Below are 17048 nucleotides of genomic sequence, written 5' to 3' on the forward strand. Positions count from 1 at the left end.
AGGATGAAACCAGAAGAAATGCCAAATCCAGAATATTCTCATGAAGAAAGTGACAAAATTTATCAAGAATGGCTGGCATCGCTGCCAGTGATGATTGAGGAAAATTACAATAAGTTTATCGAGCGGACCAAACTATTTGACAGCTTTCAACTGATTGCTAACATTTGCCATTACAACCATCAACATGATGCAAACCAGTATACTGATTATCGTGAGGACAGAATGTTCATCATTTCTGAAATTGTTGCTATTCATTGCTTGAGGAATGAATACAAAGATACTTGTGAGTTAATGGCTGAAGATTTTTTCGAGGCAATATCAGAAGTTCAGGAAGCTGTTGGAAAATATTTTGGACTACAATCTGCTCTATCAAGAACTGAGACATGTAGTGAAGAAGAATCAACTCTTGAACAAATCACCAATAAACTTCATAGGGACGAAATCTTAGTGAGAAACCCCGGTCACCCGGATCACCACCTACTTTTTAGTGGCGAACTCTTCAAACCTCTTAGTAAGGAATTAAATGAGCACTTCGGTTTTACTTTAGAAGAATCAATAATAATTCGTCAGCAACTACTTCAAATGATCAGTATCAGATTTTTTTCGGAAATTGATGCTGCCAAAGTTAAAGGCGATCAGCTTAAAGATCAGGTTGTCAGATTTAGAAACACTGGCCAGTTACCCGAAGAATCCCCCTTAACTATAGAGCAATTTCGTGAACTGGCAAACAAACCTTCTAAAAAGCTCAAGGAAATGTTTGGTGGCTATTATATAAATGAAGTATTGTATAATCTTAAGTCGGTCTATACCTTTACTGCTGAAGAACTAGCCAGCCACTGTAGGATACCAACACTTTCAGCAGAGAACTTCCTAAAACATTTATCGATAGGTTTTGGTACCATTGACAAAGATCAACATTTGATCTCGTCTAATAGCATTTTAAAGACTAAACCGATTATTAATCACGGTCAGCACTATATTGTCCCCTCCTTCTCTTTGTTGACATGGAGCGTAGAGCCTTTATATGAAAACTACATTAAAACCGATCAAAAACTGTCTTCCAAGTTTAAAGATGTTAAGCATGACTTTCTTTTGAATAAAGGAATGGAATACTTTTCAATACTTTTCAGGACCGGAGTTGTTCATCCTCAAAATTTATTTTATGAAAAAGATGGTAAGGTATGTGAAACCGATGGCCTAATTGCCTACGATACTATTCTGTTTATCATTGAAGCAAAGGGAAATAGAATAAGCATGAAAGCCAAACAAGGAAACTACCAACGCACTGAAGCTCATTTAAAGGATCTGATCAGAGACGCCACCAGTCAAGGTAAGCGTACCATGGATTTCATCAAAGAGTCTGAAGAAGCTGTATTTTTCACTAAAGGGAAAAGAGAAAAAATAATTATCGATCCAAAGAAATTTGATGAGTTTTTTATTGTTAGTTTAACACTTGAGCCCGTAGGACATTTAACACCACTTATAAAAGTCGCCAACGACCTTAAATTCTTCCCCGAAGATGTATTTCCATGGATCATCAGTATTTATGATTTAGTAGTGATTGCAGATCATATTGAACTTCCTATATTATTCCTCCATTACTTGAGGCGGAGAAAACGTTTCTTAGAACTCAACCATTTTAGCATTTATGAAGAAATAGATTTATTGGCTTATTTTCTGTTTGATGGGCTTTATATCGAAAACTTGCTTCGGGAATCAAACGAGAAGAACATCAGTATGATGAGTTTTGACAACAATACAGATGAAATCAATGATTACTATATGTATAAGTTCGGGCATAAAACGAAATTTACACCAAAAGTAAAATGCTACCTACCAAAGGAATTCCTTCATATGCTGGAATCAATAGAACATTCAAATATAGAACACCGTACTAAGATCATGTTAGAAATACTTGCTGCAAATGGAAGTTCTATAAACAAATTAATGGATCAAATAAAAAAAATCAGAAGCCAATACCGCAAAGATGGTCAACTACATGATTGTTCCATCAGTACAGGATATGTTATAAATGGTACGGGAATAACCTATATGATTGCAAAAGATCGCCGGGAATTGGATTATAAATTACACAATTACTGTCTGTACAAATTTGACACACTTAAGGCTGAAATCTGGGTGGGTATTGGAGATTTAAACCCCGTAAGAGAGGACTATAATATCAAATGTGGTTTCATAGCGAAAAGGTGCTCACTATGAGAATTAGCTTATTAATTCGGCCTTTTATATTTTGCTGAATGGAATAAATCAAATTGGGATGTACCGCTGAAAGAGGTATACTTAACTGGAATTATGGAGTTCCCGTTTTAACACCATCAACAGCAACTACCTTCACAGTATTGCCCTTATGAACTAAGATACAGGTAAGTTTTTTTTTACAAAAGGGTTCCAGATCTGCGAAGCAAGCTTCATATCCGTTAAAAATATAACGTATCTAATGAAAACATTTTTAAAATTGCGGAAATGAGTATGGAATTAAATGGATCGTGGAATTAAAATCACGATGACTTAGTCTTTCGTACACACCAGGTAGTCATACTTCTAAGGTTCTGAACATTGGTCGTCTTAATTGGTTCATGAAGTTCTCCACCAATCTTTTTTGTAAGTCTGAGCAGCATCTCCTGGTTCACTAGGAACCGCTCTGATCCATCAGGAAGAATATACCTGCCGCTTTCGATAAATCTGACCAGTGATTCAATACCGATTTCTGAAGCCAGCCGGCAGAAAAAATACCCTCCAGGCTTGAGCACCTCCCACATGGAACTCAGCATTGCTTCAAAATGATTAAGGTTTTCTGCAAAATGTAATACCGCACTGCTGATTACCAGATCAAAGGTTTCAGCAGCAAAGGGCAACCCCTCTACAGCAGCTACCTTAAAGTTCTCCTCCGGATCCACTTGAGGAAATGAGCTTGCAAGCGTCCTTAGTTGCGCAATGGCTTCAGGGTTCTGATCTACGCCAAAAACATTTGCGCCGCTTTGTAAAAGATATAGCAAATTCCTACCTGTTCCGCAGCCGGCATCTAGAATCATATGACAATCATCATACGTTCCTTTTAACAACTGATCAAATAAATAAATATCAATATTCCCGAAAGTATCCTGAATGTGCTGCTTTTTCATCTGCGTGCAAAGATAATCACAAGGTAGTTCACATTAAAACGTTATTACGTCCGCCTATCAATGAGCTATTCGTTATAAAAACCACCACCGAAAATTTTCTCGACCTCTTCCCGATACCTTTTAACATGCTCTGGATTTGCATATGTTGTACTAATTGCGCTGCCCTTTTCCCAATCAGATGTGCCAAAGCCATACATGCTCGACAAGGCGTACGGAAGATAAGTACCCTTGAGCAGTGCAATAATGTCAAATGCAAATTGTGAAAAGTGGGTTTCCGAATGTAATAGCCTTGCCCTCAAATAGAGCTCATTTAACCTCTTGCATTTTGAGTTAGCCCAGAACAGCAGGGAACTGTTATTTGGCACTATGTCCTCATCTAAGTATTCAAAAGTTATTCTGCCACTGGAATATTTCTCAATTGATTCCGGGCGAAGAATATAGCCTCCATAAAAGCCCCTTAAATCCGTGCCATCAAGCATAGCGTCCAGTGCCGCAAATTCCCTTTCATCCTTCTTATGGAGTTCGTAAAAAACTGTCGCACAAAAGAAATTTTTGGGTAGGTAAAATCTGTAGTCATGCACCGATGGTTTACTGGAGCCCATCAACGGTCGTAATTTTCTCAATTGCTCGACCGCCTCCTTAACACTCCTTTTATTAAACACCGCCTTCACCTCAATCACGCCACAAACATATTCTACAGGAATGGCCATCGATCTTCCCTGTGGAGAAGAATCTGAACTAGCGTCTACCCAAAGAACAGGGGATTCCAGCTGGTCATAGATGATCACATCGTATTCGACAAAATCCTCCGAATTTGGCACGCCCTGGGAAATAATGAAACCCGAAGTAACCCCGTATCGTTTTGGCAAAAAATCGCTGAGCCACTTTCGGAACTCAGCTTCAGCGACATTCCCGTGTCCGGTCTGTACCGTTCTTTTATTGCTATGCACACGCGCCTTGTCGTAAGCATCGAGCATTTCGTCCCTTGCCGTTAGAAACTGTTTCCATCCCTGATTGGGAATCTGAATCTTCAATGGAGATTGACCTTTTGCCATGCTATTAATTTGGATACTCTAATGTACAAGTTTCGAAGTATTAAGGTATAAGCTATGATTTGATTTTTCGGGAACTGCCGACGAGCCAACCTAATCGAACGTAACATTTTCTCGCCCTGGCCCGACAAAAACTGGTAGGGCATGTATTCGGGATCTTCGAAAACGAAACTTTTATCGGCATTGCAGCATAATTCCGCAAACAGATATCCACCGTATGAACGCCGAGATCGGCTATTGGATAGGCGAAAATTATTGGGGAACGGATACGGAACTGATCCGTGTCTATGAATGAGGAATGGAAACATTTAATAAAGGCGTAGAATATGAAGCTTTTTTGGTTAAAAGGACCGTTCTATAATCTGCTCTGAATTTATGGAACTAATTAAAAATAATTATATTTGTATTATGAAAATCAAGGAATTAAATAAAAAAAACATACCTAATGTTGCAGTAGACAGCACGTTGGATAAATATAGAAACCATCCTGCTTTTCAGTCAAAAGTGGACAAAGCGAATGATATACTACGCACAGTTGGATTGCCTAAATTAAAGAGGTAAATTTCATAAGAGTAAGTTAACCCCTTTATCGCAAGCGTAATGCGTATAAAACGGGATAAAGTACTTGACAAAGTTCATTTTAACACTTTCTATCTTTTCCCTCAATAATCTTCTGAACTCCTCTTCGTTGATGGTCTCTTTTTTCCAGTCACCGCTATCTATCGCTCTTAGCAAGAAATGTCGGGATTGAGGGGGTATCCTTTTTTGATGTACCATTCCATATCATACCAGTCCCGCTCTACAATCGTGCCCCACTTGCGAAAAAGCAATGCATGCATCTTTCCGGCAAAAAGGCCGGGAAGCGACAGGCACTTCACGTAAAACGAAAAAGGTTTGAGCAATAACTTTTCTTCAGTGCTATATAAAGTCCTTTTTTGACTAGTTTCGATTCCTCACTCGGGGTCACGGTTTTTCCTTTCCATTGGCTATTTATTTGTTTTTACCACCTTTTACAATTATACCACCAATTGGATTACCGGGGCTGGCTACCTTTGCTTCAGAGTTATGAAGCGGGTTATTTTGGCTACCGGCATTTCCCTGGTACAAGGGGTTTTCTGTTTTCGCTGCACCTGAAGCTACTGCAGAGCCCGCTGCATGTAAACCCTGGTTCACTTTTTCGCCAAATGTTGTACCTTGGGTTTGCTTAAAAATAATGGTCTTAGCCGTGTCTGATGGCACAATAGCTTTTCCTGTCGCGGCATAAGACGCAGCTGCTGCCCCGCCCCCGCTGCCTCCCTTTCCTTTGACCTGGCTAAATGCAATTGAACTGATAAATGATAAGGCAAAGATTAATGTGTAAGTTTTCATGATATTCTTTTTTAAAGATTAAATACTGTTTGTTATAGGTATATCAGGAAAAGCGGAAAATTGTTACCCCTGCTTTTTTGAAATAGTGTGCCAGGGCTAAAACTACCAGAATATAAATATTCTAACCTATTATATGCTATACAACATCATGCTGATTACTGCTGCCTTCGGCATCAGCATTTGGAAAACTAGTTACAGAATTTCATGTTGAAATTGCAATTCTGAAACCTACAATTCCAAACTAAATTTCAAAAACCCTTAACAATTCAGCGAATTTAGCTGAATTTCGGCCAACTTAGGTTTCACAACTTTTACCAGAGTAGCTTTGTATTATCAAAAACTTAAAATGCCGGAAGAAATCAACCATCCTGTACAAGGAAGCAAATACGACAAGATTTTTAGGGAAAACATGCACAACACCCTACCTGGTATAATTAAACACGTCCTTCATTTAAACGTCAATACTGTAGAAGAACTTACCGATGATGTGTTGTTCAGGAAATAGAAACCCATATTTCTACATTAGAACAAGGGCGTTATTTTAGACAGCTAAGGATACTTTTGCAATTACGTAATTTAAATAAAAAAGCAATTAAAGATATGGCATTGGTAGGAAAAATATTTAAAGAAGAAAAAGACATTTTATATCGTAGAGGAGAAATTAAAGGCGAGATTAAAGGTATTGAAAAAGGTCGTTATGAAGAAGCATTGGAAATTGCTCTTGAACTTAAAAAAGAAGGATTAGCTACAGAATTTATTGCTAAAATCACTAAGCTTTCAATTGAAGAAATCCAGGCACTATAGCCCGGAATTTGATCAGTTATTTATCATGCTAATTTTCTCATATGCCCATATAAACCCATTTGGCTAAATGAGTGCTGATGAATTTTCTGCGATACTATGTACGCTTTTCAGAGCCCGGGAATAACAGCATATTTGAACAAGAACTACAAAAATTAACAGGAAGGAGCAATACAATGGGCATTGAAGAATTATTATTAGACAGAGCCAAAAATGAAGGCAAAGCTGAAGAACGTGCCAAAGCCTTAAAAGAGAAAAAAACGATAGCTCGTAAATTTAAAAATAAAGGTATTGATATAAATACTATTGCTGAAGCTACCGGTCTTACCATCCAGGAAATAGAGCAATTATAGTTGGCCATCAAATTTTTTCAGTTTATGAACAGGATTCTATTGAAGTAACAAAGCCAGAACCTGACTTTATAGAATGGGGATTACTAGGTACCTAACTGAAATTAAAAAAGATTTGAAGTCTAATGTTGCAGTAGACAGCACGTTGGATAAATATAGAAACCATCCTGCTTTTCAGTCAAAAGTGGGTAAAGCAAAGGGACTTACTATTACTTTTATCTAACTAATGATATTTGATTAGGAGATACTCCGTATTTCTTCTTAAAAATAAAGGAAAAATGAGACAGATCTTCAAAGCCAACTTCAAGGTAAACCTCAGTTGGTTTTTTCTTTTTTTCGGATAAGTGATAGTGAGCTAATTCAAGCCTTTTCTCAGTCAACCATTTTTGGGGGCTTGTATGGAATAGCTTCTTGAAATCCCTATTGAAAGTAGATAAACTTCGGCCTGTTAAGTATCCCAATTTTTCTAATGACATATTGAACATAAAATTCCGTTGCATGAAACTCACCAGGTCAATCTTTCCGGGAGCATCAAAATTTGCCAAAACACTATCTACCTCTGGGTTTATTATTCTTAGAATGCTAATGGCTTCTATAATTTTTAAGGAAGCAAGGCTTTCGGGAAATTCTCCCTCCATATTGAAATAGGGTATTAGCGAAGCCAGGCAGCTTTCTAATAAGGGGTGGTTACTAAAACTGTATATTTTCTGCTCATTCTGTATATCTTTTCTGATCTCTATTTTTTCATAAAATTGCTTCAGTCGATCGGTTGACAGATGCATCACCACCGTTTTATGTGGCAGACCATTCTTTGGATAATTGATGATCGTTGCCAGTTCATTTCTTGGGATCAGAAAAATATCTCCGGTTTTGAAATAAAATGTTCTGTCTGCCTGTATAATCTTTGTTTCTCCAGAAATAAACCAAACCAGCATGTGATCATCGAACATCAGGTCTGATTTGAACAGTTTGTCTTCGTAGCTGGAAAGCTTAATGTCTTTGGTCAAGTATTTGGATAAATGCTCCATCGGAATAAAGTTATTTGTTTTAGGCGAATTTCTTTAGTGAAATTCACCATTATACTTGAGGCTTCTTTTCTTCTACCGGTGATGATCACTTGCGCACCGTTTTTTTTTAAATTCCTTGGCAGCGGCATACCCGACCCCGCTATTGCCTCCCGTAATCAGAGCGATTTTTCCGTTTAAATTTTTCATGATCTAGTTCATTTTGAATTTAATACCTGTTATTTCCTCAGTTAGCTTCCAAAGTTGCTTGGCATTGCTTTCGTCCAGTGAATACGGTTGCACACCGCTTTGATGCAGTTTAGCGTTTGTTTGTACTGATGGGTCCTCAGAAAGAAGCTCGGCAATATCCCCATCCTCGCAATAAACGCCACCAATGTTGTTAAGTAAGGCGCTGGTTGCAACCCAAACGGAAGTTGCAGCACCTTGTGATATGGTTTTCAGGCTGGCAAGTATTTCCGGGCGCATATTTCCATGCTCATCAAAGAAGCCCATCTGTTTGAACAATTCCATATCTGCATCTCTGGCTAACTCTGTTCCGGCAATTGAACCAGGATGCAGTGAGTATGCTCTTACTTGATATGCCTGGGCACGATTATCTAACTCTAGGGCAAACAGGTTACTGGCTGTTTTTGACTGTCCATAGCCAAGCAATGTTTGGTATTCTCTATGCTCGAAGTTGGGGTCATCGAAATTGAAGGGTGCCATATGGTGTCCGAGTGAGGAAACGTTAACAACGCGTGCGCCATTGGCATTTTTAAGCGCAGGCCATAATCTTGCCACTAGCTGAAACTGTCCCAGATAATTGGTTGCCAGTTGCGATTCAATACCACGGCTATCACGTTGTAACGGTACCCACATGATTCCAGCATTATTGATCAAAAGATGAAGTGGCCTGCCAGAAGCAAGGAATTTTTCGGCAAATGTATCAATGGTTTCAGGCTTAGAGAGATCCATTGCCTCAATTTCAACGTTAGAAATACCTTCCAGATTTTTCTTTGCTTTTTCAATGTCTCTGGCAGGTACAATCACGATTGCGCCTGCTGCTGCAAGTATTTTTGTGGTTTCCAAACCTATACCAGCGTTTCCACCAGTTACGATTGCGATCTTTCCTGTCAGATCAATGCCTTTGATAACTTCTGTCGCTGTTGAGGTAGCATTAAAACCTGAGCCCAATGGGTGCTGTAATGCGCCTTTATAATTGTTCTTTTCCATTTCGTTTTTTATTTAAATGTTATAGAACAAATTTAGGTAGATACAGAGCGGAGAGTTTTGTTGAGCGTGTCAATTAATTTTGTTGAGCAGGTCAGTTTATTTGATTTTACCATAAATTGTCTTTAAAGAATGTTTCCAACTTACCAAAAGGAATAACATCAATTTTGTCGTACAAATCCACGTGTACGGCATTAGGGATAATTATCAGGCCAACAGTACGGATAGGCTATGCGACATCAGACTGATTACTGCTGCCTGCGGCATCAGCATTTGGAAAACTAGTTGCAGAATTTCATGTTGAAATTGCAATTCTATAACCTACAATTCCAAACTAAATTTCAAAAACCCTTAAAAATTCAGCGAATTTAGCTGAATTTCGGCAAAGTTAGGTTTCCCAACTTTCTCCAGCGTAGCTTTGCATTATCAAAAACTTAAAATGCCGGAAGAAATCAACCACCCTGTACAAGGAAGCAAATACGACAAGATTTTTAGGGAAAACATGCACAATACCCTACCTGGTATAATTAAACACGTCCTTCATTTAAACATCAATACTGTAGAAGAACTTACCGATGATGTACAATTTACCAAAGAAAGAAAAACAGATTTACTAAAGAAGGTTAGGGATAACAAGGGCAACAGATATGTGCTGCATGTTGAATACCAAACGGATAATTATCCGGAAATGGCTTTTCGTATGGCAGAGTATAGCATCATGTTGCAAAGAAAACATAAGTTGCCTGTTAAACAGTTCGTAATTTACATTGGCCCTGCCAAAGCAAATATGGCCACTTCTATCACAACTAAGGATTTCCGATTCCGCTACAACTTAACAGAGCTCTCTGCTGTAAACTATAAACTGTTCTTAAAATCAGATTTGGTTGAGGAGAAAATGCTGGCAATTTTAAGTAATTTAGCATCAGAAAGCACAGAAAGTGTATTGGCACAGGTTGTTCAGGAAATAGAAACCCATAGCTCTGCACTGGAACAAGGGCGTTATTTTAGACAGCTAAGGATACTTTTGCAATTACGTAATTTAAATAAAAAAGCAATTAAAGATATGGCACTGGTAGGAAAAATATTTAAAGAAGAAAAAGACATTTTATATCGTAGAGGAGAAATTAAAGGTCGTTATGAAGAAGCAATGGAAATTGCTCTTGAAATGAAAAAAGATAAATTCCCTATTGAAAAAATTGCAAAGTACACCGGACTTACAATTGAAGAAATACAAGCATTATAGCCCGGAATTTGATCAGTTATTTACCCTGGCTAATTATGCCAGTTTAACACCAGAGGAACGTGATATGTACAATTCAAGTTTAAAGCGCAAGTGGGATAACAAAAATGTACTGGATTACGCGGTTAAAAAAGGTCTGGAACAAGGTTTGGAACAAGGTCGTGAACAAGGTCTGGAACAAGGTCGTGAACAAGGCATACATAAAAAAGCAATTGAGATCGCTCTTGAAATGCTAGTTAACAAATACCCAATAGAAGAAATCATTAAGCTTACCAAACTTTCAAAAGAAGAAATCCAGTCCCTTCAAAAATAAAACCCAGAACATCCATCCTGGGTTTTTTGGGATCTTCCAAATGTATTTAATAACAAGCATTGGGCTAAACGAATATAAACACAGCTTATTAAGTCAGGATTAAGCAGGTATTATAAAACTGTTCGTTTTATACTGGCACATCGGCCAGCGAATTTCCTGGAAGAGCAGGAAGGAAAAGACAGGGCTGATTACGGGAAGTTTTTGATTAAACACTTTTGGAGCAAACTGAGCCTGAATATGGTACCCTAAGACTGGGGAAAAAACAGGATGATTTCAAAAACAAATAGCGAAAATACGGGTAAAAGTGTACTGCGTTAACCTGATCTCACCTATAGGTCAGTAGAAGGCTCCATCGCTTGGAAGTGCTTTCCAATCAATCTTACAACCAACCTTTGCGTTTAAACCAGAAGTAGATGGATACCGTTACTACCACCATCAGTCCCATTACCCCTGGATAACCAATTTTCCAGTGCAGTTCCGGCATAACATCAAAATTCATCCCATAAATGCCAACTATGAAAGTCAGCGGCATAAAAAACACAGACAAGATTGTCAGCACCCGCATGATCTCATTGGTTTTTTGAGAAGAAGCCGAAAAATATATGGCTAGCAATTGATGAATGTTCTCAGCCAGCGAATCAAACATATTCTGGAACTTAACATACTGATCACGGATATCCCTGGTGTTGACATCACCCTCCGTAGAATCAATCGCATCAATGATTTCAAAAGAAAGAATCAGCATCCGCTTGAGCAAATCAATTTTCCGCTTGAGGTAATACAACCCCTTTAAAAGCGGCACTTTTTTAGGTCTGAGAAACACAATCTCCTCAAAATAGTCTACCGATTTCGCCAGTTTGGCCAATGGTGCTTCATAAGTATTCAAACAGGCGCTGACCAGAGCGTTCAGCAATTCTCTGCTACTCTCGCACTTGCCAGCGCATGCCAGATCCATCAATGGTTTAATAAATTCATGTTCACGCCGGTGAATGGTCAGCAGAAATTTTTCCCCATAAAAAATAGCAATTTTATGGGTCAGCAGCTGAACCGTATCCGCTTCAGCCACATTGTTATCGGTATGTATCCTGAAAATAATAAAAGAATAGTTCTCCATTCTTTCATACTTAGGTAGATGATCAGGCTGGAGACAATCTTTAACCAAAGCAGGATGCAGTTTATATTTCCTGGCAAGATCGTTTAGTTCTTCTAAAGACGGATCTACCAGATCTGTCCATTCAAATCCCTGATCTGCAAATGATGCAACGTGATTTATCATAATTTTCTAAGTCCGGGTTATCAAAATCATCATTCATCTTCCCCATGCAAGCGCCTGAACCTTTCTTCAAGTGCTGATTTCCAGGACTGGATTGCAGCATCCGGCGTATCACCACTTCCAAAAATCCCCGTCTCCTGATCAGGACCGGAAAGACAATAAAAGCCATCGCCTTGTTGGTATACCTTCGGTTTTAACTTTTGTACAGCCTCATCATACTGGCTATAGTCCACTTCTATTTGACCCTGAACGTCAATTGAATTATTTTCCTTCATTTTTATTCACTTAAATTATCAGTAGATAAATAACATAGAATACATTTCGAAAGGCTCCCAATCTTCTGCTATATTTCGCATACCCTAATCCCCCCTATCGTCAAAATCTTCCGAAGAACTGCCCGTATGACTCTGGTCATCTCCTGGATTTTCCTCCGGTTTCTTTGAAGAACCTGTAAACGCATCATCAGTCAGGGAATCATACCCTTGCGTTCCTGTATTGTCTAAACCATCCCTGGGACTTACCGGGGTTGATGGTGTAATTTGTTTCTTAGCCATGTTATCAGCTGATTCCTCACCTATACTTTTCATAATATGTACTTTTAGTTTAAAACAAAAATTTAAGGCTGTCCGCTGCCACCCGCTGCACCATAGATCTGACCCGTGGAATAACTCGCATCGCTGGCCGCCAGCTGCACATAAATAGAACCCAGTTCAGCCGGCTGACCCGGTCTTGCCAGCGGCGTATCACCACCAAAGTTCTTCAGTTTTTCCATCGTCGCGCCACCACTCACCTGCAATGGCGTCCATATCGGACCAGGTGCCACGCCATTTACCCGGATCCCTTTTGGCCCCAGCTGTTTTGCCAGCGACCTGACATAACTGGTATTGGCCGCTTTGGTCTGCGCATAGTCAAAGAGCTCAGCCGAGGGATCAGTCGCCTGTACTGAAGTAGTGGCGATAATCACTGACCCTGGTTTTAAATGCGGCAAAGCAGCCTTGGTGATCCAAAACGGCGCATAAACATTCGTTTTCATCGTGGCATCAAAATCCTCTGCCGTAATATCTAAAATAGACTCACGGGTTTGCTGACGGGCAGCATTATTTACCAGAATATCCAAGCCACCCAGGCCTTTCACTGCTTCATCTACCAAACGCTTACAGAAAGCTTCATCCCGCAAATCCCCTGGAATTGCAATCGCTTTACGCCCTTCTTTTTTGATCAGTTCAATCACTTCTTTCGCATCAGGCTCCTCTGCTGGCAGGAAGTTGATGGCTACATCAGCTCCTTCCCTGGCATAAGCAATCGCAGCTGCGCGGCCCATCCCCGAATCCCCACCTGTAACCAAAGCCTTACGGCCTGTTAAACGACCAGATCCTTTATAACTGGTTTCCCCATGATCCGGCCGTGGATCCATTTTACTGGCCAGTCCTGGCCAGGGTTGCTTTTGTTCCTTAAAAGGAGGTTTTGGATATTTTGTTGTCGGGTCCTCCAACCCTGCTAAATGCGAAATGTTATTAAAACTCGTAGTTCCGGCACCTAATACCGGACTGATTGCCATAGCGGCCATTCCCACACCCAAACCGCCGATTGCCGTACGCCGACTAATTTTATTTTCTTCTTTGTTCATCTCTTTTCAACTTTAAATTCAACAAAATTATTCTTCATCTCCGACAGGCTTTTGCTGTTCACCCATCTGATGGGCAAGTGTACTGTCGGGCATCAGATTACCCATCGCCACCTGCACTTTATTCTTCAGTCCGGACACCACTTTATCCTTGCCAGACGATATTCATCACAAATCAATTAAGGTTTTAAAACAACTTTTACACAATCATCCTTTTTTTCATCAAAAAGCTGATATCCCTTAGCCACCTCACTCAACGGCAGGCTATGGGTGATGATGTCATCAAGCACCACCTTTTCTTCTCTGACCAGCATGATCAAATGGTCGATATAATTCAGTACCGGTGCCTGCCCCTGTTTAATGGTAATGCCTTTATCAAAGATTCTAAACAGCGGGAAATTATCGTAAGGACTTCCATAGACGCCCAGGATGGATACTGTTCCGCTACGGCGAACTGCTTCGAAACACATGTCCAGCACTTTCATGCTGCCTTTTTCAAAATTGATCGTTGCTTTAACCTTATCCATAAAACTACGTTCCGGTTCAAATCCTACCGCGTCAATACAAACATCCGCTCCTCTTCCCTGTGTCATTTCACGAATGGCTTTCACTACATCGACTTTATGTGGGTTAAGCGTATCTACTTTGTTGACTGCCTTTGCTTTTTCCAGGCGATAATCCAATGGATCAATAGCAATTACACGGCTCGCACCATTTAGCCAGGCGGCCTTTTGTGCCATTAGTCCGACAGGTCCGGAACCAAAAATCGCTACGACCTCGCCCCCCTTAAGTTGCGCCCAGTCTACACCCGACCATCCCGTAGGGAATATATCGGTTAGAAAAAGTGCCTGCTCATCGGTAAGATTGTCCGGAATGATCCTGGGGCTCACATCCCCATAAGGCACCCTGACATATTCCGCCTGTCCGCCTGAATATCCTCCATACAAATCTGTATAACCAAACAAAGCAGCTCCCTTCTGGTCCATCATATCCCCATTGGGGCCATAATGCTTGTAATTAGAATTTTCGCAGGCTGGCGAAGCACCGTGGCTACAGAAAAAACATTGACCACAGGCAATCGGAAAAGGAACAATGACGCGATCTCCTTTTTTCAGATTTTTTATTTCGGCGCCGACTTCTTCAACGATCCCCATAAACTCGTGGCCCATTACCATATCTGTAGTCTGCGGAACTGCACCGCTTAAAATATGCAGGTCAGAACCACATATTGCTGTGCTGGTTACTTTTAAAATAATATCGGTCGCCAGCTCGATCCTGGGATCGGCGACCGTGGTATAACTGATGTCTCCGGGTTTGTGAAATACTGCTGCTTTCATAGTAGATGTTTTTAGTTAGCTTAATTTCAACACACTGAAAAACAGATTGTTTAATAAAAATTATTTTAATATTTTATTAAACAAAAACTCAAACCCGACTGTTATCATCTCCGTAATGGGACAAACCAAAGTTTGCCGAACACCTAATTTTTAATAACAACAACATGCCAGAAGGAACAGTAAAATTTTTTAATGAGTCAAAAGGATTTGGCTTCATTATACCCAGCAACGGAGATCCGGAATTATTTGTGCACGCCAGCGCGCTCAGTGCCCCGGTAAGGGAAAACGACCGGGTCAGTTATGAGGTGGAAAACGGCAAGAAGGGCCTCAACGCCACTAAAGTAAAAAAGATCTGATCCTGGTTCCGCTTATAACAGCATCCACAGTGATGCTTTTTTTGCTCTCAACAATAGTGCTGGGTGCAGTGGTCACAGGCCTAGCCTTGAGGTTGATGAAAAAAAACTGGTGCCAACGCAACTTTACCGGAGTTCTATTTTAGACCACCTGATGATGAGTGAATCCTGTTTAAAGATTTTCAATAACCGTAACTTCAACTTATCCCAGAATCCGGCATCTATTTCAGTGCACATCACTTCGAACACCAAAAGTTCATCTTGCTCAGCTCTGCCCTCATCAGGTTTCCAGAAACCCTTCACCGGGTTCCTGGAATATTCAGTTACGCCTCCAAACTTAGTTGTCAGCTCCTCACGAATCCCATCATACACTTGTTTAGGAAATACCTCGCCATTGCCATCCCGTAAAGGCAGGAAAATTTCCACCAGCCGGTCCATGGGTAAATCCTTCCGGCTTTTTTCAATGAGCTGAAAAGCTTTCGCAGCACTTAACTTTTCCAGCACACTAAATTTCTTACCGGCCTGCTCATTGTAACTGGTAAAGAAAGCGATAGCCTGATCTACGATTGTTTTGGAAAGATCTTTCAGTGCAGTTACCTCGGCATAACGCTGCGAAACTTCAGGGATAGCGATCAGCCTGTCGTTTCGCATGCGTTCACCATTACGTTCTTGCTGTACAACCTTAAACGCACCAATGATCCTGCAATCCATCACGCAACCCGAAAAAGCCGAAACCTCAGAAACTACCAGCACATCCAGCGGATCACCATCACCACCAACCGTTGCAGGAATAAAGCCGAAATCAAAAGGAAATACCAACCCCAGCGGCATCACCTTTTTCAGCTTCATCTTTCCCGTCTGCGGATCGTAGTCATACTTCTGGCCGCTGCCCTTGGGTGTTTCAATGATTACAGTTACTGTATCCATATCCCATTATTATTGATGATTAATCGTTTATGAAGCATTTTGCTGAACAGACTTATGACTGGTTTCCACTTCAATTTCCTTAGTTGTCACCGCATAATGCGAAGGGAGAATCTCTAAGCCTGGCAACACTTTAAAGGTTACCTTATGCTCGCTAAATCCTGTAAAGGTTTCCTTTACCACTTTCCATATCCCCTTAAATGTAATTTTCCCTCGCTTCATCATTTAATATTACTTTGAATCCATTCCCGGTAGCTTAATACCCGAAGATTTCAGATTTTCCAATAAATTTTCCTGAAAGATGAGCCTGGCATCGTGAAAGCCATGGGAATTCAGCCAGACATTGATCATCACCTTGTAACCATCCGTTTCCAATAAAGATACACCCACCCTTTTCTCCGGGGTTTTCAAAACCGATTTTGATTCTGTGATGGTTTCATCGATCACCTGTCTAACCTTGGACAGGTCAATCCCGTAATTCAATTTAGTTCCAGATCCAGTCTCCTGCTGCCAATCGCACTGATGTTAATGATGACTTCGTTAGAGAGTTTACTATTGGGGATAATCACCGTTCTATTGTCAAAAGTAGTCACCACAGTAAAGAAGAGTTGTATAGAAGATACCGTACCCTCCTGCCCCTGGGCTATTATATTATCCGAAACGCGGAATGGCTTTAATAACAAGATCAATACACCGCTGGCGAAATTCTGCATTGTACCAGACAGTGCCAGGCCTGCAGCAACACCAATCGCACCGACCAGGGCAGCAAAAATGGTCAGCTGAATGCCCATAATCTGCATCACTAAAAAAATCAGCAGTATCCTAAGCACCACAACGGCCACGCTCAGAAAAAAAGGTTTCAATGAACTGTTGATTTTTTTATGCTGCATCCTGTTTCGCATCCAGCGTGCAAATATCCTGATCAGCCACAGACCAATGATCAAGACAGCAATCCCCAGCAAAACGACTGGGCCTTTTAACAGTACCCAGTCATAAAACTTATCGTAAAAGTGCTCAACCTTCTTATTCATCAATT

General features: G+C 40.3%; 24 protein-coding genes. 8 read left to right on the top strand and 16 right to left on the bottom strand.

What is annotated here, in order from left to right; all coding sequences use genetic code 11:
- Window positions 1–3 precede the first annotated feature (3 nt).
- Entirely contained in the window at window positions 4–2220 is a 2217-nt protein-coding gene (locus HDC92_RS00850; RefSeq protein ID WP_183871670.1) for a hypothetical protein, read from the top strand.
- Between the two features lie 299 nt (window positions 2221–2519).
- On the opposite strand, the gene HDC92_RS00855 is transcribed toward HDC92_RS00850, so the two are convergent.
- Together HDC92_RS00855 and HDC92_RS00860 are read right to left on the bottom strand one after the other, a co-directional pair.
- On the bottom strand, window positions 2520–3143 hold the full coding sequence (locus tag HDC92_RS00855) for a class I SAM-dependent methyltransferase (protein WP_183871672.1): 624 nt from the start codon (window positions 3141–3143) through the stop codon (window positions 2520–2522).
- A gap of 65 nt (window positions 3144–3208) precedes the next feature.
- Window positions 3209–4198, bottom strand: coding sequence for a DUF6602 domain-containing protein (locus HDC92_RS00860; RefSeq protein WP_183871674.1), 990 nt, complete (start codon window positions 4196–4198; stop codon window positions 3209–3211).
- Between the two features lie 405 nt (window positions 4199–4603).
- On the opposite strand from HDC92_RS00860, the gene HDC92_RS00865 reads away from it, so the two are divergent.
- Window positions 4604–4756, top strand: a complete 153-nt coding sequence (locus HDC92_RS00865; RefSeq protein WP_183871676.1) for a hypothetical protein — start codon at window positions 4604–4606, stop codon at window positions 4754–4756.
- Between the two features lie 3 nt (window positions 4757–4759).
- Here the strand turns inward: HDC92_RS00865 and HDC92_RS25045 are convergent, their stop codons facing one another.
- The 3 genes from HDC92_RS25045 to HDC92_RS00875 all read right to left on the bottom strand — a co-directional run bounded on the left by HDC92_RS25045 (window position 4760) and on the right by HDC92_RS00875 (window position 5563).
- Complete coding sequence (locus HDC92_RS25045) at window positions 4760–4930, bottom strand: hypothetical protein (protein ID WP_255484304.1); 171 nt, start codon at window positions 4928–4930, stop codon at window positions 4760–4762.
- The gene (locus HDC92_RS25050) at window positions 4924–5034 is read right to left on the bottom strand and encodes a hypothetical protein (protein WP_255484402.1); all 111 of its coding nucleotides are present in this window, start codon (window positions 5032–5034) and stop codon (window positions 4924–4926) included. Before HDC92_RS25050 ends, HDC92_RS25045 begins: the two co-directional genes overlap by 7 nt.
- 151 nt (window positions 5035–5185) lie before the next feature.
- The gene (locus HDC92_RS00875) at window positions 5186–5563 is read right to left on the bottom strand and encodes a hypothetical protein (protein WP_183871678.1); all 378 of its coding nucleotides are present in this window, start codon (window positions 5561–5563) and stop codon (window positions 5186–5188) included.
- A 346-nt stretch (window positions 5564–5909) separates the two neighbouring features.
- Here HDC92_RS00875 and HDC92_RS25055 point away from each other — a divergent pair, with 346 nt between their 5' ends.
- The 3 genes from HDC92_RS25055 to HDC92_RS00885 all read left to right on the top strand — a co-directional run bounded on the left by HDC92_RS25055 (window position 5910) and on the right by HDC92_RS00885 (window position 6717).
- Window positions 5910–6068, top strand: coding sequence for a hypothetical protein (locus HDC92_RS25055; protein ID WP_255484305.1), 159 nt, complete (start codon window positions 5910–5912; stop codon window positions 6066–6068).
- 56 nt (window positions 6069–6124) lie between these two features.
- Window positions 6125–6367: a hypothetical protein gene (locus tag HDC92_RS25060; protein ID WP_255484307.1), complete on the top strand. Its 243-nt coding sequence runs from the start codon at window positions 6125–6127 to the stop codon at window positions 6365–6367.
- A 77-nt stretch (window positions 6368–6444) separates the two neighbouring features.
- Window positions 6445–6717: a hypothetical protein gene (locus HDC92_RS00885; protein ID WP_183871679.1), complete on the top strand. Its 273-nt coding sequence runs from the start codon at window positions 6445–6447 to the stop codon at window positions 6715–6717.
- A gap of 212 nt (window positions 6718–6929) precedes the next feature.
- Here HDC92_RS00885 and HDC92_RS00890 read toward each other — a convergent pair whose 3' ends face one another.
- Window positions 6930–7742 carry a helix-turn-helix domain-containing protein gene (locus HDC92_RS00890; RefSeq protein ID WP_183871681.1) on the bottom strand — a complete coding sequence of 271 codons (813 nt, stop codon included), beginning with the start codon at window positions 7740–7742 and terminating at the stop codon, window positions 6930–6932.
- Between the two features lie 189 nt (window positions 7743–7931).
- Window positions 7932–8951: an SDR family NAD(P)-dependent oxidoreductase gene (locus HDC92_RS00895; RefSeq protein ID WP_183871683.1), complete on the bottom strand. Its 1020-nt coding sequence runs from the start codon at window positions 8949–8951 to the stop codon at window positions 7932–7934.
- A 436-nt stretch (window positions 8952–9387) separates the two neighbouring features.
- Here HDC92_RS00895 and HDC92_RS00900 point away from each other — a divergent pair, with 436 nt between their 5' ends.
- Together HDC92_RS00900 and HDC92_RS00905 are read left to right on the top strand one after the other, a co-directional pair.
- A complete protein-coding gene (locus HDC92_RS00900) occupies window positions 9388–10191 on the top strand; it encodes an Rpn family recombination-promoting nuclease/putative transposase (RefSeq protein ID WP_183871685.1) in 804 nt (267 codons plus the stop codon).
- Window positions 10169–10501, top strand: a complete 333-nt coding sequence (locus HDC92_RS00905) for a PD-(D/E)XK nuclease family transposase (protein WP_255484309.1) — start codon at window positions 10169–10171, stop codon at window positions 10499–10501. Before HDC92_RS00900 ends, HDC92_RS00905 begins: the two co-directional genes overlap by 23 nt.
- A gap of 379 nt (window positions 10502–10880) precedes the next feature.
- Here HDC92_RS00905 and HDC92_RS00910 read toward each other — a convergent pair whose 3' ends face one another.
- From HDC92_RS00910 to HDC92_RS00930, 5 genes are all read right to left on the bottom strand, one after another.
- Complete coding sequence (locus HDC92_RS00910; RefSeq protein WP_183871687.1) at window positions 10881–11777, bottom strand: CorA family divalent cation transporter; 897 nt, start codon at window positions 11775–11777, stop codon at window positions 10881–10883.
- A 29-nt stretch (window positions 11778–11806) separates the two neighbouring features.
- Window positions 11807–12049: a hypothetical protein gene (locus HDC92_RS00915; protein WP_183871689.1), complete on the bottom strand. Its 243-nt coding sequence runs from the start codon at window positions 12047–12049 to the stop codon at window positions 11807–11809.
- A gap of 84 nt (window positions 12050–12133) precedes the next feature.
- On the bottom strand, window positions 12134–12361 hold the full coding sequence (locus HDC92_RS00920) for a hypothetical protein (RefSeq protein WP_183871691.1): 228 nt from the start codon (window positions 12359–12361) through the stop codon (window positions 12134–12136).
- A 29-nt stretch (window positions 12362–12390) separates the two neighbouring features.
- A complete protein-coding gene (locus tag HDC92_RS00925) occupies window positions 12391–13401 on the bottom strand; it encodes an SDR family oxidoreductase (protein ID WP_183871693.1) in 1011 nt (336 codons plus the stop codon).
- A gap of 176 nt (window positions 13402–13577) precedes the next feature.
- Complete coding sequence (locus tag HDC92_RS00930) at window positions 13578–14735, bottom strand: zinc-dependent alcohol dehydrogenase (protein ID WP_183871695.1); 1158 nt, start codon at window positions 14733–14735, stop codon at window positions 13578–13580.
- A gap of 164 nt (window positions 14736–14899) precedes the next feature.
- Between HDC92_RS00930 and HDC92_RS00935 the strand changes: the two genes are divergently transcribed.
- Window positions 14900–15091: a cold-shock protein gene (locus HDC92_RS00935; protein WP_015807557.1), complete on the top strand. Its 192-nt coding sequence runs from the start codon at window positions 14900–14902 to the stop codon at window positions 15089–15091.
- Between the two features lie 123 nt (window positions 15092–15214).
- On the opposite strand, the gene HDC92_RS00940 is transcribed toward HDC92_RS00935, so the two are convergent.
- The 4 genes from HDC92_RS00940 to HDC92_RS00950 are packed head-to-tail and all read right to left on the bottom strand — an operon-like array spanning window position 15215 to window position 17043.
- Entirely contained in the window at window positions 15215–16015 is an 801-nt protein-coding gene (locus tag HDC92_RS00940; RefSeq protein WP_183871697.1) for an inorganic diphosphatase, read from the bottom strand.
- A 27-nt stretch (window positions 16016–16042) separates the two neighbouring features.
- Entirely contained in the window at window positions 16043–16237 is a 195-nt protein-coding gene (locus HDC92_RS00945) for a hypothetical protein (protein WP_183871699.1), read from the bottom strand.
- Between the two features lie 6 nt (window positions 16238–16243).
- Window positions 16244–16495 carry a hypothetical protein gene (locus HDC92_RS25065; protein ID WP_255484311.1) on the bottom strand — a complete coding sequence of 84 codons (252 nt, stop codon included), beginning with the start codon at window positions 16493–16495 and terminating at the stop codon, window positions 16244–16246.
- Window positions 16492–17043, bottom strand: a complete 552-nt coding sequence (locus HDC92_RS00950; protein WP_255484312.1) for a mechanosensitive ion channel family protein — start codon at window positions 17041–17043, stop codon at window positions 16492–16494. Before HDC92_RS00950 ends, HDC92_RS25065 begins: the two co-directional genes overlap by 4 nt.
- Window positions 17044–17048: the final 5 nt, after the last annotated feature.

The organism is Pedobacter sp. AK017 (assembly GCF_014200825.1).
GTDB classification, from domain to species: domain Bacteria; phylum Bacteroidota; class Bacteroidia; order Sphingobacteriales; family Sphingobacteriaceae; genus Pedobacter; species Pedobacter heparinus.

What these genes read in the sequence shown, in the direction of transcription:
- HDC92_RS00885 (WP_183871679.1), top strand. Translation starts at nt 6,445, where the DNA reads ATGAATTTTCTGCGATACTATGTACGCTTTTCAGAGCCCGGGAATAAC.
- HDC92_RS00950 (WP_255484312.1), bottom strand. Translation starts at nt 17,043, where the DNA reads ATGAATAAGAAGGTTGAGCACTTTTACGATAAGTTTTATGACTGGGTA.
- HDC92_RS00935 (WP_015807557.1), top strand. Translation starts at nt 14,900, where the DNA reads ATGCCAGAAGGAACAGTAAAATTTTTTAATGAGTCAAAAGGATTTGGC.
- HDC92_RS00930 (WP_183871695.1), bottom strand. Translation starts at nt 14,735, where the DNA reads ATGAAAGCAGCAGTATTTCACAAACCCGGAGACATCAGTTATACCACG.
- HDC92_RS00900 (WP_183871685.1), top strand. Translation starts at nt 9,388, where the DNA reads ATGCCGGAAGAAATCAACCACCCTGTACAAGGAAGCAAATACGACAAG.
- HDC92_RS00920 (WP_183871691.1), bottom strand. Translation starts at nt 12,361, where the DNA reads ATGAAAAGTATAGGTGAGGAATCAGCTGATAACATGGCTAAGAAACAA.
- HDC92_RS00940 (WP_183871697.1), bottom strand. Translation starts at nt 16,015, where the DNA reads ATGGATACAGTAACTGTAATCATTGAAACACCCAAGGGCAGCGGCCAG.
- HDC92_RS00865 (WP_183871676.1), top strand. Translation starts at nt 4,604, where the DNA reads ATGAAAATCAAGGAATTAAATAAAAAAAACATACCTAATGTTGCAGTA.
- HDC92_RS00860 (WP_183871674.1), bottom strand. Translation starts at nt 4,198, where the DNA reads ATGGCAAAAGGTCAATCTCCATTGAAGATTCAGATTCCCAATCAGGGA.
- HDC92_RS00915 (WP_183871689.1), bottom strand. Translation starts at nt 12,049, where the DNA reads ATGAAGGAAAATAATTCAATTGACGTTCAGGGTCAAATAGAAGTGGAC.
- HDC92_RS00890 (WP_183871681.1), bottom strand. Translation starts at nt 7,742, where the DNA reads ATGGAGCATTTATCCAAATACTTGACCAAAGACATTAAGCTTTCCAGC.
- HDC92_RS25050 (WP_255484402.1), bottom strand. Translation starts at nt 5,034, where the DNA reads ATGCATGCATTGCTTTTTCGCAAGTGGGGCACGATTGTAGAGCGGGAC.
- HDC92_RS25055 (WP_255484305.1), top strand. Translation starts at nt 5,910, where the DNA reads ATGCCGGAAGAAATCAACCATCCTGTACAAGGAAGCAAATACGACAAG.
- HDC92_RS00910 (WP_183871687.1), bottom strand. Translation starts at nt 11,777, where the DNA reads ATGATAAATCACGTTGCATCATTTGCAGATCAGGGATTTGAATGGACA.
- HDC92_RS00850 (WP_183871670.1), top strand. Translation starts at nt 4, where the DNA reads ATGAAACCAGAAGAAATGCCAAATCCAGAATATTCTCATGAAGAAAGT.
- HDC92_RS00855 (WP_183871672.1), bottom strand. Translation starts at nt 3,143, where the DNA reads ATGAAAAAGCAGCACATTCAGGATACTTTCGGGAATATTGATATTTAT.
- HDC92_RS00895 (WP_183871683.1), bottom strand. Translation starts at nt 8,951, where the DNA reads ATGGAAAAGAACAATTATAAAGGCGCATTACAGCACCCATTGGGCTCA.
- HDC92_RS00925 (WP_183871693.1), bottom strand. Translation starts at nt 13,401, where the DNA reads ATGAACAAAGAAGAAAATAAAATTAGTCGGCGTACGGCAATCGGCGGT.
- HDC92_RS00945 (WP_183871699.1), bottom strand. Translation starts at nt 16,237, where the DNA reads ATGATGAAGCGAGGGAAAATTACATTTAAGGGGATATGGAAAGTGGTA.
- HDC92_RS00875 (WP_183871678.1), bottom strand. Translation starts at nt 5,563, where the DNA reads ATGAAAACTTACACATTAATCTTTGCCTTATCATTTATCAGTTCAATT.